General features: G+C 61.6%; 13 protein-coding genes. 6 read left to right on the plus strand and 7 right to left on the minus strand.

The features are described from left to right. Positions 1-801 (minus strand): LicD family protein, encoded by an 801-nt coding sequence (locus tag NVS32_RS07155; protein WP_258499206.1) that lies wholly within the window; start codon positions 799-801, stop codon positions 1-3. Between the two features lie 201 nt (positions 802-1,002). Here NVS32_RS07155 and NVS32_RS07160 point away from each other — a divergent pair, with 201 nt between their 5' ends. From NVS32_RS07160 to NVS32_RS07170, 3 genes are all read left to right on the plus strand, one after another. After that, positions 1,003-1,890, plus strand: coding sequence for a glycosyltransferase family 2 protein (locus NVS32_RS07160; protein WP_258499207.1), 888 nt, complete (start codon positions 1,003-1,005; stop codon positions 1,888-1,890). After that, positions 1,883-3,106 (plus strand): lipopolysaccharide biosynthesis protein, encoded by a 1,224-nt coding sequence (locus NVS32_RS07165; RefSeq protein ID WP_258499208.1) that lies wholly within the window; start codon positions 1,883-1,885, stop codon positions 3,104-3,106. Before NVS32_RS07160 ends, NVS32_RS07165 begins: the two co-directional genes overlap by 8 nt. Before the next feature lie 143 nt (positions 3,107-3,249). Beyond that, positions 3,250-4,107 carry a LicD family protein gene (locus tag NVS32_RS07170; RefSeq protein WP_117651418.1) on the plus strand — a complete coding sequence of 286 codons (858 nt, stop codon included), beginning with the start codon at positions 3,250-3,252 and terminating at the stop codon, positions 4,105-4,107. A gap of 24 nt (positions 4,108-4,131) precedes the next feature. Here the strand turns inward: NVS32_RS07170 and NVS32_RS07175 are convergent, their stop codons facing one another. The 6 genes from NVS32_RS07175 to NVS32_RS07200 form a co-directional block, all read right to left on the minus strand. Beyond that, on the minus strand, positions 4,132-4,488 hold the full coding sequence (locus NVS32_RS07175; protein WP_258499209.1) for a DUF2304 domain-containing protein: 357 nt from the start codon (positions 4,486-4,488) through the stop codon (positions 4,132-4,134). A gap of 8 nt (positions 4,489-4,496) precedes the next feature. Beyond that, positions 4,497-5,177: a glycosyltransferase family 2 protein gene (locus tag NVS32_RS07180; protein WP_117651416.1), complete on the minus strand. Its 681-nt coding sequence runs from the start codon at positions 5,175-5,177 to the stop codon at positions 4,497-4,499. Positions 5,178-5,341: 164 nt separating this feature from the next. Beyond that, positions 5,342-5,545 carry a cold-shock protein gene (locus NVS32_RS07185; RefSeq protein WP_117651415.1) on the minus strand — a complete coding sequence of 68 codons (204 nt, stop codon included), beginning with the start codon at positions 5,543-5,545 and terminating at the stop codon, positions 5,342-5,344. Positions 5,546-5,726: 181 nt separating this feature from the next. Beyond that, entirely contained in the window at positions 5,727-6,413 is a 687-nt protein-coding gene (locus tag NVS32_RS07190) for an HAD family hydrolase (RefSeq protein WP_258499210.1), read from the minus strand. Positions 6,414-6,460: 47 nt separating this feature from the next. Then, on the minus strand, positions 6,461-8,806 hold the full coding sequence (locus NVS32_RS07195; RefSeq protein WP_258499211.1) for a tetratricopeptide repeat protein: 2,346 nt from the start codon (positions 8,804-8,806) through the stop codon (positions 6,461-6,463). Between the two features lie 124 nt (positions 8,807-8,930). Further along, entirely contained in the window at positions 8,931-10,196 is a 1,266-nt protein-coding gene (locus NVS32_RS07200; RefSeq protein ID WP_258499212.1) for a DUF1015 domain-containing protein, read from the minus strand. Positions 10,197-10,343: 147 nt separating this feature from the next. On the opposite strand from NVS32_RS07200, the gene NVS32_RS07205 reads away from it, so the two are divergent. The 3 genes from NVS32_RS07205 to NVS32_RS07215 all read left to right on the plus strand — a co-directional run bounded on the left by NVS32_RS07205 (position 10,344) and on the right by NVS32_RS07215 (position 13,279). Then, positions 10,344-11,039: an HAD family hydrolase gene (locus NVS32_RS07205; protein ID WP_117651410.1), complete on the plus strand. Its 696-nt coding sequence runs from the start codon at positions 10,344-10,346 to the stop codon at positions 11,037-11,039. Between the two features lie 117 nt (positions 11,040-11,156). Beyond that, on the plus strand, positions 11,157-11,510 hold the full coding sequence (locus NVS32_RS07210; RefSeq protein ID WP_117651409.1) for a phasin family protein: 354 nt from the start codon (positions 11,157-11,159) through the stop codon (positions 11,508-11,510). 5 nt (positions 11,511-11,515) lie between these two features. Then, positions 11,516-13,279, plus strand: coding sequence for an ABC1 kinase family protein (locus NVS32_RS07215; protein WP_233516472.1), 1,764 nt, complete (start codon positions 11,516-11,518; stop codon positions 13,277-13,279). The last annotated feature ends 3 nt before the right edge of the window (positions 13,280-13,282 follow it).

Below are 13,282 nucleotides of genomic sequence, written 5' to 3' on the forward strand. Positions count from 1 at the left end.
CTAGAGCCAGCGGGCGTCCACGTAGTGAGGGATGCGCTGGTCCTCTGGCGGCGGCGTCATGTAGTCTCCATACCAGCGCGTGAGGCAAATGTCGTAGTCTCTCGGGCCGTCAAACTGATCGCCCTCGAAGTCATAGGGGCACGTGTCGAATACGATGGATTTGGGCATGCGCTCGTTCGGCCCCACCGCCCAGGCGATATTGGCAGCCTCCCTGCTTTCCGCTAGGGGAACCGCACGGGCGATGTCATCTGTCTGCTGGGCAATCTGGTAGATGTCCTCCTTGGGCATGATGGCTTTGAGCACGCGCTTCCCCAAGAGGCTCACAGTCGAGGAACCCTCGTGAATGTTGGCCGTTAGATAGTCGTACTTGCGCCTGAGTTTGGCCACATCTTCAAATGGCTTGTCGCTTTGGCCAATGCCATCAGCGGGGAACACGTCCACCCATACCCCCGTGCGGCACCAGCGCTCGTCAACGTAGTGCTCGATAACCTCCGTGCGCACGTCCACCACCTTGATGAAGGGATAGATGGACGAGTGGTCCCGATACCAGATGATCTTGTAGTACGGCTTGGAGGAGAGCTTGGCAAACGCTTCCGGCAGGCGCTCGTAGTCTTCTCTCGGCATCAAGAGGTCGATGTCGTCATCCCAGGGGATGAAGCCGTGATGGCGTATTGCACCCAAGAGCGTACCGTACGCCATGATGCACTTCAGGCCTTCCTCATGGCACACGCGGAAGAGTTCCCGCATGATGTCCAGCTCGATGGCCTTCATCTTGTCGGTGCCAATGCGCTTTTGTTCCATCTTGTCCCCGTTCAGGTTCCTTTCCATCACCTGATAGATTGTAAGCTCTCGATTAAGGGGAATCGGGTGTGCAAATGGCGCTCTCTGTTGAATTTCCGCTTGGCACCCATCGCCGCCCTTGCATCAAGCCGTCCATGCGAGAATTGCTAAATGCCCGTGCAGGCCGCCTGCTGCATCTTGTCATTCGACCGGAGCATCCGCATGAAAACAGTTTGTGTGTTCACACCAACCTATAACCGCGCCTACATCCTTCCGACGCTCTACGAGAGTCTTGTCTCGCAGACATCGCAGGACTTCATGTGGCTTATTGTGGACGATGGCTCTACCGATGGCACCTGCTCGCTGGTTTCCTCATGGAAGCAGGAGGGCAAGGTCGACATTACCTACGTCAAGAAGGAGAACGGTGGAAAGCCTCGTGCAATCAACACTGGCGTCGCACTGTGCGAGTGCCCTCTCTTCTTCTGCGTCGACTCCGACGACCACTTGGTTCCCGGTGCCGTTGCGCGCATAGTCGATGACTACGAAGCGATTCGCGATGACAACCGCATTGCCGGCATTGTGGCGCTCAGGGGTACCGACGAGCACACTCCCATGGTCACCTGGATTCCAGATGGCCTCACCGAGGTCAAGTACTGGGATCTCTTCGAGAAGTACCACTTTGCCGGTGACACCTCCCTCATCCACAAGACTAAGGTGCTGCGAAAGTACCCGTACGACGTAGCGCCAGGGGAGAAGTTCATCGCAGAGACCTCTGTGTACTACCGCCTCGATGATCACTATCTCATGAGGACGGACAACACCATCCTCACCATCTGCCACTACCTTCCGGATGGCCTTACCAAGAACTTTGCAAAGAACGCGCGCGAGAACCCCATTGGCTACCGCAAGCACAAGCTCTATTGCGCGCAGCGCTCCCAGACGCTGGTTGGAAAGTTTAGGGAGACTACGCTCTATCTTGTTGGCTGTCGCATGTCAGGGGAGAGGGGTGGCCTCTCGAAGGTCCCCAACAAGGTGATTGGCGTCTTGTGCGAGCTTCCCGCAAGCATTGCCTACCACACCATATTTGGAGGAAAGAAGGCCAATGGCTAAGGGTCTCTCGCTCAAGAAGAACATCGCCTGGAACTCCGCCGGCTCCATCGTGCGGCTGGGCTGCAACTACCTCATCACCATTGCCGTGGTGCGTCTTTCCCATGGCTTCGATGCCGCGGGCGCCCTCTCGCTGGCCATGTCGGTCTCCAACCTTGTGGCGCCCTTTGCCGACTTCCGCCTGCGAACGGTGCAGGTGACCGACGTCCGGGGCGAGCACAGTTCCGGTGAGTATGTTGGCTTGCGTCTTCTCACGAGTGCCTTAGCCTTCGTGGCTGGCGTTGCCTATGCGGTTCTTACGTGCTCCCTGGATGCCGTGCCGGCAATTGTCGCCTACCTGGTGGCTTCGCTTGCCGCAAACTTCATCGAGGGTCTCCACGCAATAGATCAGCGGCACCTTCGCATGGACTACATCGGCCGCTCCTACATGATGCAGGGCATCTCCAACCTAGTCCTTTTCTCTGTGGTGCTGTGGTTCAGCGATTCTCTGGTGCTGGCCTGCATCTCCATGGCCGTCTCCACGCTGGCAATCTGCGGTATCTACGATATGCCGCGAGCCTCTGGCTTTGAGTCCATCAAGCCCGTCATCGACCTGCGCTCTGCCGCCCGTACGCTTGCAACACTGCTGCCGCTGGTCATAGCACAGGTGTGCTCGAGTGCTGTCCTTACGGTCCCTAAGCAGTACCTCGCAGCGAGTGTGAGCACGGCTGCTCTGGGCATCTACTCTTCTGTGGCGTCTCCGGCGGCAATTGTCCAGATGGGGGCCTCCTACATCTACAGCCCCCTCATGGGCGAGTTCGCACAGCGCTTCAAGGATGACAAGGCATCCGCGCTCAAGCTCTTCAGGCGCACCATCCAGGGCATTGTGGGTATCACGGTGGTCTTCTCGGTGCTCATTCTTATCTTTGGCGAGTGGGTGCTTGGTCTTCTCTACGGTCAGGAGATAGTCGAGTACAGCTACCTTCTTGGCCCAGCGGTGCTCTGTACTTTTGTGACTGCCTTTGCCTGGTTCATGAACGACCTGCTGCTCTCGCTCAGAGACTACAAGGCAAGCTTCCTCGGCAACGTTGTGGCCACCGTTGTCTCGCTTGCGGTCACCATTCCCGTGGTGGACCTTTTTGGCATGAACGGCGTAAGCTGGGTTGGCGTGGGCTCCTACCTCATGGCCGTCCTCTCGCTGGTGGCGTTCTTTGTGCGCGACTGCAAGAGGCTCGATTAGACAAAGATGAGACAAAGGGACAGTCCCTTTGTCTCACGGGCGAAGAGGAGAGAGGGTCTGCCGAACAGGACGAGCAGTACACGAGGGGAGAGGAATGAGACAAAGAGACTGTCCCTTTGTCTCATTACAAGGGGAGGAAGAAGATGGATGAGATGCGGCCGTATCCCGAGGGCGCTCTCGAGAGGCTGCAAGATGCCGAACGCAGCATTCTGGGTGTCGTGGATGCGCTCTGCCGCGAGAACGGCATCGACTACTTCATCGATTCGGGGACCTGCCTGGGCGCGGTTCGCCATGGAGGCTTCATCCCCTGGGATGACGACACGGACATTGGCATGGCCTATGAGGACTACCAACGCTTTGTCGAGCTCGCCCCCAGGGCACTGCCCAAGGGTTATTCGCTTGCCACGTGTCAGAACACTCCGGGCCTCACGTCGCTCTGGGTCAAGGTCTTTCTCGACGGTACGCGCTTCATCGATGATGTCTCCATGGAGGCCGGCTGCAACCAGGCAATCTTTCTCGACGTCTTTCCCTTCTTCCGCCAGGAAGCCAATCCTGCGCGTGCCCGGGCGCAGAAGGCAACGTGCCTCCGGCTCCAGCGCATGAGCTACCTTCACGGCATCGCGCACCCCAAGATTCCGACAGACACTTCCATGCGTGGCCTTAAGGCAACGGCATGTTCCGTGCTCCATCACACTATCGCTCAGGCGTGGAAGCCGCAGGAGCTCTCATGCCGGCTCATTGAGGCTGCGCAGCCCAAGGAACCCTTGGAGCGCTGGTTCAATGCCACCTATCCCCTGGAGGGGCTCTACGACACTTCCGATATCTTCCCCACGAAAGACATCGCCTTCGACGGGATGACCCTACGGGCACCGCATGATTGCGACGCGTATCTGCGCGTGCTTTATGGCGATTATCACCAGCTCCCGCCTGCTGAAGACCGCTACACCCATCTCCCCCGCATCCTCGACTTTGGGGACGGGGTCAACGTGATGGAGCAGTAAAAGCTTTGACGCCTCTGCTTAGTGCTAACGCTTGTTCTGGGGGTTGTCGCCAAACTCCTTCTTGCTGAGCGCGACCTCCTGAGAGAGCTGCTCGACCTTGTCTGTAAGGCGCGACACATCGCAGGCAAGGTTGAAAAGCTTGAGCAGCATGAGCGCGATGACCACGAGGAATACGAAGTTGCTGGGCGAGAGGAACCCCAGGAGATCTGAGAAGTAGTACGCGATTCCCGGGAAGATTGCCAGAATAAGGAGAAGCACGGCAGCGCAGACCCAATAGACCGAGTCGGCGATGCGAATCTTTGACCTTCTCACCTTGCGCACAACGATGGAGAGGGCAAACAGTGCCCCAATGATGAGGGCTATACGAAGAACGATGGACATGGCAGTTCCTATCTAAACCACTGGAAGAGCAGGATGGAGAGGCACGTGCGCGCCATATAGGAAATCGAGGACATGAAGTGCAGGTAGCTCGTGCCGCCTTGCCTTTCTCGCATCTCTGCGGGTACCTCGATGACCTTTGCGCCCCTGCGGATGAGAAGCGCAATGGTATCTGGCTCGGGCGCCAGGTCGAACCCGCGAGCGAGCCGCTCGATCATGGCCCGGTTGTACATGCGCATGCCGGACGTTGGATCGGTGATGGTGGCGCCCGTTGTCTGGTGGATGATCGCGGTGATGAGCTTTGCCCCTGCGCCGCGTGCACCCACTGCGCCGCCACCTGCGAGGTTGCGCGAGGCAATCACGATGTCTGCGCCCTCTTCCTCGAGGGTCTTTGCCATGGTGGGGATGTACTCGGGTATATGCTGGCCGTCTGAGTCGATCTGCACGGCGGCGTCATAGCCATGGCGCAGGGCATACTTCATGCCCGCCTTCACGGCGGAGGTAAGGCCGCAGTTCACGGGGAGATCGATGTGGTTGAGTGCCAGCTCGTCGCAGATGCGCGGCGTGGCGTCGCTCGAGCCGTCGTTGACGACGAGGTAGTCAACGTCTGGGCAGGTGCTAGTCAGCTCTCGTACGGTGTTTGCGAGACACTCTTCCTCGTTGTACGCGGGCACGATTGCAAGGACTCTCACGATTCCGTTCCCTCTCGTCTTATCCCAAAGCAGGTGCCCGTCCATGGTATCGCAGCATGCGCCCGCGTCATGGAAAGCCCCACGATGCACAAAAAACTCCCCCACCATACGGAGGGGGAGCCAAGTCCCACAAATCCCCAAAGGGGTATGAGTTGGGCTATGAACTAGAGCTTGTGGACGTTGGAAGCCTGGAGCTTGCCGTTCTGGCCGGTGGTGATGTCAAACTCGACAGCCTGGCCCTCGTCCAGGGTCTTGAAGCCGTCCATCTGAATCTCGGAGTAGTGGACGAACAGGTCGTCGCCATCCTCACGAGAGATGAAGCCATAGCCCTTGTCGGGGTTGAACCACTTAACAGTACCCTTTGCCATGTCGTGCCTTTCTTTCTTTGCCCCGCAGGACAAAAAGCTGCGCTCTCGCGCGATACCTTGTGGCCCCAACAGCCACGGGTGCTATATTACCCCAATGGTTCTGGGAATAGCCCATAAATCCCCAAGTGGTAATCAATGGCCACTTCCGGTCCCATGCACGCCGCTCGCAAAATAGTAGTTGCTACCTCTCGTTCGCAAGCGCTTCTCGCCAGTTTGAGATGGAACAGTCCGCTGCAGCAACGACCTCACGTTCGTTCTGGAGGGGGTTGTTGCTCAGTACTGCACAGGTGCGCATTCCGGCTCGCTTTGCGGAGCAGATCCCCTGGAGGAGGTCCTCGAAGACCATGCAGTCCCCGGGCTTCGCAGAGATGCGCCTTGCCGCTTCGAGGTAGATGTCGGGGTGATCCTTGCCGCACCCAACCTCCTTAGCGCATACCACGGCATCGAAGAGGTCGTAGACGTCCACGTTCGTCTTCATGGCGCCAAGCACGTCGGGGTCGTTGGTGGTCGCGAGCGCCAGGGGCACGCCTTCGCTTCTCAGCGCTGCAAGGTACTCCCTCGCGCCTGGCCGCAGGCGTACCTGGGTGGCGTAGAGCGCACGGCCCATGGAGTTCCACTCATCGCAGATCTCCTCGACCGTGTCCTTGAGGCCGTAGCGCTCGATGCACCAGCGCGCGCCGCCCGCAAAGCCAAGCATAGTGAGCGTGCGGCCAACATCTGGCGTATAGCTGATGCCACGCGACCTCAAGAAGGCGATGTCCACCTGTTTCCAGAGGTCGTGCGTCAGAGCGAGGGTGTCGTCAAAGTCAAAGATGGCTGCCGAGAAGCTCGGTGGCCACAGTGGGTTCGAGGTGGTCTGCTCGTGCATGTGTGTGCTGTCTCCTAGGTTTCTGGCTGGGCTTCGCGCTGCCTGCGCTAGCGGTCTGGCTCGTCCTCGATGGAGCGGAGCATGCCGTAGTACACGTCATCGTGCGTCATGAGCCCCAGAATGGTCATGAACTCCCGGGCCACCGAGAATATCTCGGCATCGAGGGAGGCACGCATGCCCTCGAAGAAGGCGTCGGTGACCTTCTCGGTGGGCGCTATCGCGATGTCGCGAGCCGCAAGCGCCGCGCGCACCTGCTCCTCGCTGAGAGGCTCGCTCGAGGTGGCGGTGCCCTGCAGCTGCAAGACTATGGCCGAGAGCTGCGAGGCCATCTGGGTGGCGATGCCAGGCATGAACGAGAGTGCCCGCTGGTAACAGGCGCGGGCAGCTCGTATGTCCTGGCGGTTCCACTCGTAGCTAGCCATGCGGAAGTAGCCAAGCCCCACGCCCTCGGGGTCGTGGGCAAGCTCAAGGAGGTGCCCCACCTCCACCATGGCATCGTCCGTTCGGCCATCGGCATCAAGGCACTGTGCCAGTTGCAGCCGCGAGTGGATACTCAGGGGTGCCAGCTCCACGGCACGGCGGGCTCGCTCTGTGGCCCGAGGTAGACGGCCTTCGGCAAGCGCTGCCACGGAGGCCACGAGCTGGGCCTCTAGGTAGGCATCGGGCGCAAGGCGCGTCTCGTGGGAGCCGTCCCAAAGCAGGCGGTTGTAGAGCACGCGGTCAACGTAGCTGCCAAACGCGCGCCACTCCACCGTGGGCGTGTCCTCGTAGGCTCGCGCCTGCTCCACAGGCGCGAGGGCGTCAAGCACGCAGGAGAGCGCCCCTGCCGTGTCCTTCTGGGCAAGCAGCTCCTTGGACTTCTCGACGGCTTCGAAGAGCGCGTTGCCGTTTACGAACTCGTCTTGGATGGCCTGGGGGTCATCATCGGGGAGCGTGCCGTCTATGAGCTTGCCCACGCAGCGGCGAGCGGCCTCCCTTACGGTTGCGTCGTCGTCCTTGCCCGCAAGCTCCATGATGGCGCGGACGTTCTCCTCGGTCGAGGACGAGAGGCGCCGCGCGATTTGCGAAGCAACCTCGACACGCTTGCTCTCTTCGACAATGCCAAGCTGGTTCACGCGACTTGCCCCCAGCGCCGTGGCAAAGGGGTCTGCAAGCACACGTGTTGAGAGCTCAACGGTCTCGTAGCGCCTGGTGGGGCAGAACTGCTCGCCCTCAAGCGAGAAACCCTGCCTTACGGGCGAGATCTGGCCGTCCTTCTCGTCGAGCGTGGCGTCGAAGCCTTGGTAGGTTGCCACGGGATCAAAGGTTCCCGTGAGGGGGATTACCGAGAAGCCCTCGCGGTCGAAGCACACGGAGTAGTAGCAGTCGTGCGACTGTGGGGTGTCAACGGTGCCCGCAACCCACACGTGCCGTATGAGCGAGCTGCAGCGAAACGCACAGGCTGCCAGCAGGATGCCAACGCGAAGGTTGTAGTCGGTGGCTGCGCGACGGCGCATTTCGGGCGTTGACGGAACAATCCCCAAACCGTCGACCCACACATGGGCGGGCATGGCGGAAGGTGGCGTGAGGTCGACCACGATGGCCACGTTGCCGTCGGCCACGTTTGTTCGGAAGCTCGCCTGAAGGCGATAGGGCACCTGGAAGTGCTCGATGCCCGTCGAGATGCCCTTGCGCACCGCCCACTCGCCGTTGGGGCGCTCCTCCTCGCGCGTGGGAAGGCCGTCTGCGATGGTAGGAATCTGTGACGTGACGGAGGTGGCGATGCGCTGCCTAAACCTCACGAGCTCGCCTACCGGCACGTCGTCCGCGTCATCGAAGAACGTCGAGGCGAGAAGTGCCGCGTTGAGTGCCGCCTCAATGCGAAGCACCTTGAGCTTTGCCGCATAGCTCAGCTCTGGGTCATTCACGCGCAGGTAGAAGAGGTGCGAGGTGTGCGGTCGGACCACGCCTACCGATGGCATGGCAACGTCCGGGGCAAGAAGTCCCGCATCGTCAAGCGCGTCGGCGAGAAACAGCTCGAGGTTAGAAGGTGGGAGCGCGTCCTGTGCGGAGGAGGGCACGATGATCTGACCTTCTCCGGTACTCTGGTCATCGCGTTGACGCGAGCGGATGTCCGCCACAACAAGGCCAAGGTCTGAGAGGGGGTCGTCAGAAGCCATGAGCCGCTGGGACAGCACGTCGATGTCGAGCGTCGTCGTGACTCGCGGATGGCCCGCATCGACGGCTGCGGCAAAGCGGGCACCTAGCCTGGGCGCCGCGACCTTCCCTTCAGAGATTGCCTGACCTGCGGAGTCCTGGTCCTGCGGGGCGACCTGCCGCCCAAAGGCATGCGATAGTGCCTGCGTGAAGTCGCGCGCCCAGTGCGGCCAGCGCTCGTCGTCAGTCTCCTCCATGCGGCACCTCCTCATTGCCTGCAAACCGGCGGTTCCGGTCGCGTCTCCGAACTCACCTTATACCCATGGAGTGGAAAAGGCACCCCAGAGACCGCAATGGCCTTCGGGGTGCCGGTTTGCGCTCCTATGCCTGGCGCTTCACGGCGCTCCCCAGGATTGGCCTGATGAAGAGCCCGCTTCTCAGCTTTGGCTCGAACCAGGTGGACTTGGGGGGCATGATGCCCTCCTCGTCTGCCACGGCCATCATGTCGGCTACCGGCGTTGCCCTCAGCGCAAAGGCAAGGCCGCCCTTGCCGACGAGCGGCTCGAGGGCGCCGGCGTCCGGCTGACCGCCCACAAAGCAGATGCGCGCGTCGCGTCCGGGGTCGGTGATGCCCAGGATGGGACCTAGGACCTGGTTCTGGAGAACCGAGACGTCGAGCTTGCCCACGGCCGTCTGGGGGACGTCGCCCTGCCATGCAAGCTCGCGCCACGCACCGTCGAGGAAGAGCCCGTAGTGGAGGGCTTCCGTGGGGCGCACGGGTCCCTCGGCGGACTCGTCCACGGCAAAGCCCTGGTTGACGAGGCGAGCGAGAAGGTCCTCGGCAGAGAGGCCCGCGGTGTCTGCCACCACGCGGTCGTAGGGGAGGGTCATGAGCTGGCTCTCGGGGAAGAGCACGGCCAGGAGGTAGTCGCAGGGCTCGGTGCCGGGGGCGCCCATCGCGTCTCCGTGTTCCTCGCGGAGCGACTTTCGCACGCGTGCCGCGGCGGCCGCGCGGTGGTGGCCATCGGCGATGTAGGCGCGCGGGACAAGCGCGAGCATCGTGCGCAGGGCGTCGACGGCAGCAGGCCTGTTGACGCGCCACACGGTCTCGCGCAGACCCTCTGCGTCGGTGAAGCCGTAGAGCGGGGTTGCCGTCGTTGCGGCGGCGACGATGGTCGAGAGCGTGGGGTCGTCGCGGTAGGCGAGGAGCACGGGGCCGGTCTGGCAACCGGTGGTTGCAATGTGGTCTGCGCGGTCCTTCTCGTCAACCGGGCGCGTGAACTCGTGACGGCGGATGGTGCCGGACTCGTAGTCGTCTACCGAGAAGGCCGCAACGATACCCGTCTGCTCGTGGCCGTTGCCGCTCAGGCGGTAGAGGTAGTAGCAGGGGTCCCCGTCGCGCACGAGCGTGCCGTCGGCAACACGGTCTGCTAGGAGGCTTGCGGCCTTCTGGTAGACATCGGGGGCATGCATGTCGTGGGAGGGGTCGAAGGCGGTCTCGGGGCGGTCGATGGCGAGAAACGAGTGCGGGCGCTCGGCCACGGCCTCCCGTGCCTCCTCCCTCGTGAAGACGTCATAGGGCAGTGACGCGAAGTCCTTGGCCTTCTCGGGCTGAGGCCTGTAGCACACGAACGGCTCTGCGCGCATGTCGCTCCTTCGTTGCGGTCTTGATACGGGATGGAGTCCTGGTAGCTCCACGAGCAGATTCTAGCGCGCGGAGCCCGTGGCTTCAGGTACCGTAGACGCTTAGAAACCCGTATGTGACAGGCAGGACGAGGCCGGGGGAGAGCATCGATGGCATCCGGAGAAGTTACAAGGCGGTTCTCGCGTGGGATGGACGTGAGCGGTCGCAGGCTTGTGGTGTTTGACTTTGACGGCACGCTCTCGGATACCATTGCGGGCATCATCGCCACGGCCCGCACCGTCCTCCGCGAACACGGTCTGAGCGGCGAAGACATGGGAGACCTCAGACGCCTTGTGGGGCCGCCCTTCCCCGAGGCCTTCTCGATGGTCTATGGCTACTCGGCAGAGGAGGCCGCGCGGATTACCGAGGAGTACCGCGCCATCTACAACACGCTGGGCGCCGAGGCGTTTCCCGCCATCCCGGGCATGGTGGAGCTTGCGGATTCGCTCCATGCCGCCGGCAAGGTGCTTGCCGTTGCCTCGTCAAAGCGTGCGGCCTTGCTCGAGCGCGGCATGCGTGAGTCTGGCCTTGCTGCTCACTTCGACGTCTACCTGGGAAAACTCGATGACGGCACCGACACCAAGCCGCAGACCATCCGGCGCGCGATGGACCGCACGGGGCTTGGGCCCCATGACGCGGTGATGGTGGGCGATCGGTTCTACGACGTTGACGCCGCGACGGAGGTGGGCATTCCCTGCGTTGGCGTTCACTATGCGCGCACGTGCGAGGTGGCAGAGCTCTGGGACGCCGGGGCGGTTGCCGTTGCCGAGACCGTAGGGGAGCTTGGGCACATACTTCTGGGGTGAGGCATGGGGCGCCCGCCGAATTTTGGGCTCCCAGCGCATCCAACCAGCTGATGTGGGGTAGAACAGAGAGCATCACGGCCGCGGGACGGGCTCGTCCCGCTTCTGAAGGGAGACATCATGGCAGACTTCGATATCACGGACGGCTTCCGCAAGGTCTTCCTGGCAAGCGTGGGCGCAGTCGCCACCACCGCCGAGAAGTCCCAGGAGATCATCGACGGCTTCGTCAAGAAGGGCGAGCTTACCGTTGCCCAGGGCAAGGCCATCAACGAGGAGCTTACCCGCAAGGCAAAGGAGGTCGTTGGCGACACGTCCGACGCCGCCCTGCGCGCCAAGATGGAGGCTATGACCCCCGAGGAGCGTGCGGACTTTGCCAAGAAGGTCGCCTCTATGGCTTCTGACATCGACGCAGACGTCGTCGAGCCGGATTCCGTCGAGGACGCCCCCGTCGATGATGGTGACGCCAAGGAGTAGAACCTGTGCCAGAAGTTCACGACACAAGGGATGTCACAAAGGGGAGCTCGCCACATACCAGTGACGAGCTCCTTGACGCGTGGTACAAGAGCGTGAGCGAGGACGGCTTCGAGGACGACGACGCGCAGACCATCGGTCTGTTTGGTGGTCGCAGCAAGACGTCTGACGGGTACGAGTCGTCGCGCAGCTCGCGGCTCAAGCGCGTCCGCGAGATTCTCTCGATTGTGCGTCGCTATGACATCTTCCACGGCCTCACGCCAAAGAGTCTGCGTCACATGCTCGAGGAGCTTGGCCCCACCTTCGTGAAGGCGGGACAGATTCTCTCCATGCGCTCGGAGATACTGCCCGAGAGTTTCTGTCGAGAGCTTACCAAGCTCCGCTCGGATGTCGAGCCCATGGACCGCGACACGGTGCTCCAGGCGCTTCGCGACGAGTACGACACTCCCATTGAGGACATCTTCGACGCCATCGACGATGTTCCTTTGGGCTCCGCCTCCGTGGCCCAGGTGCACAAGGCACGTCTCGTCACGGGCGAGATGGTCGCCATCAAGGTGCAGCGCCCACACGTCCAGGAGACCATGGCACAAGACATCGCCATCATGCGCTCGCTCGTGGGGTTCATGGACCGTTTCATGTCGGGGAGCCAGTTCCTGGACATGCAGTCGGTAGTGGACGAGCTTTGGCAGTCCTTCCGCGACGAGACAGACTTCCTTGTGGAAGCCAGAAACCTCGAGGAGTTTAGGCGCAACAACGCGGACTGCAAGTTTGTCGACTGCCCCAAGCCCTATCCCAAGCTCTGCACCAAGCACGTCGTGGTCATGGACTACATCGAGGGCATTCCCATCGACAAGACGGCAAAGCTGGTCGCTGCCGGCTACGACCTCGAGGAGATAGGCACCAAGCTCGTCGACAACTACACGCGCCAGATGATCGATGACGGCTTCTTCCACGCGGACCCCCATCCCGGCAACCTCATCGTCCGCGGCGGGCAGATCGTCTACATCGACCTGGGAATCATGGGGCGTCTCTCCTCGCATGACCGCAAGGCCATGTCGGACATGGTAAAGGCCGTCGCACTGAGGGACTCTGCCGGGCTAGCCGACGGTCTCCTGCGCTTCTCGATATCTGACACTTCCGCCGTCGACCACGCGCACCTCCTGGACGATCTCGACATGATCATTGCCGACTACGGCGAGGCTGACCTCGCAGACCTTGACGTTGGCTCCTTCGTGAACTCTCTCATCTCTATGGCGAGAAAGAACGGCGTCGAGCTTCCCGGCACGGTCACCATGCTGGCACGCTCCCTCGTGACGCTCGAGGGCGTGGTCGACGAGTTTCTCCCTGGTGTCTCGATCATCGAGATCATCACGGCCCACATCAAGGCTCACACCACGCCAGAGGACCTCATCGAGCACGAGGTCAAGGGCTTCACGCGCGAGGGAACGCGCGCCGCGCATGGACTTCTCGGCGCGGCCTCGCAGGCGGACCTTGCCATGAAGATGCTCACCCGCGGCCAGCTGCGGCTTAACCTGGACGTGGCGGGAACAGAGGACCCTATCAACGACTTTGCCCACATTGCCAACAGGCTCTCGATGAGCGTGATGGTGGCGGGCCTCTTCATTGGCTCGTCGGTGGTCTACTATGCGCGCATCCAGCCCGTTATCTTTGGCATTCCCATCATCGGCTTTGTGGGCTACCTTGCTGCCCTCATCCTGGGCATATGGGTTGCCCGTAGCATCATCAAGGACGACCGTCGCCGCAGGCGATGAGAC

The sequence above is a fragment of the Tractidigestivibacter montrealensis genome, assembly GCF_024741235.1.
GTDB lineage: Bacteria > Actinomycetota > Coriobacteriia > Coriobacteriales > Atopobiaceae > Tractidigestivibacter > Tractidigestivibacter montrealensis.

What these genes read in the sequence shown, in the direction of transcription:
- NVS32_RS07155 (WP_258499206.1), bottom strand. Translation starts at nt 801, where the DNA reads ATGGAACAAAAGCGCATTGGCACCGACAAGATGAAGGCCATCGAGCTG.
- NVS32_RS07160 (WP_258499207.1), top strand. Translation starts at nt 1,003, where the DNA reads ATGAAAACAGTTTGTGTGTTCACACCAACCTATAACCGCGCCTACATC.
- NVS32_RS07165 (WP_258499208.1), top strand. Translation starts at nt 1,883, where the DNA reads ATGGCTAAGGGTCTCTCGCTCAAGAAGAACATCGCCTGGAACTCCGCC.
- NVS32_RS07170 (WP_117651418.1), top strand. Translation starts at nt 3,250, where the DNA reads ATGGATGAGATGCGGCCGTATCCCGAGGGCGCTCTCGAGAGGCTGCAA.
- NVS32_RS07175 (WP_258499209.1), bottom strand. Translation starts at nt 4,488, where the DNA reads ATGTCCATCGTTCTTCGTATAGCCCTCATCATTGGGGCACTGTTTGCC.
- NVS32_RS07185 (WP_117651415.1), bottom strand. Translation starts at nt 5,545, where the DNA reads ATGGCAAAGGGTACTGTTAAGTGGTTCAACCCCGACAAGGGCTATGGC.
- NVS32_RS07190 (WP_258499210.1), bottom strand. Translation starts at nt 6,413, where the DNA reads ATGCACGAGCAGACCACCTCGAACCCACTGTGGCCACCGAGCTTCTCG.
- NVS32_RS07195 (WP_258499211.1), bottom strand. Translation starts at nt 8,806, where the DNA reads ATGGAGGAGACTGACGACGAGCGCTGGCCGCACTGGGCGCGCGACTTC.
- NVS32_RS07200 (WP_258499212.1), bottom strand. Translation starts at nt 10,196, where the DNA reads ATGCGCGCAGAGCCGTTCGTGTGCTACAGGCCTCAGCCCGAGAAGGCC.
- NVS32_RS07205 (WP_117651410.1), top strand. Translation starts at nt 10,344, where the DNA reads ATGGCATCCGGAGAAGTTACAAGGCGGTTCTCGCGTGGGATGGACGTG.
- NVS32_RS07210 (WP_117651409.1), top strand. Translation starts at nt 11,157, where the DNA reads ATGGCAGACTTCGATATCACGGACGGCTTCCGCAAGGTCTTCCTGGCA.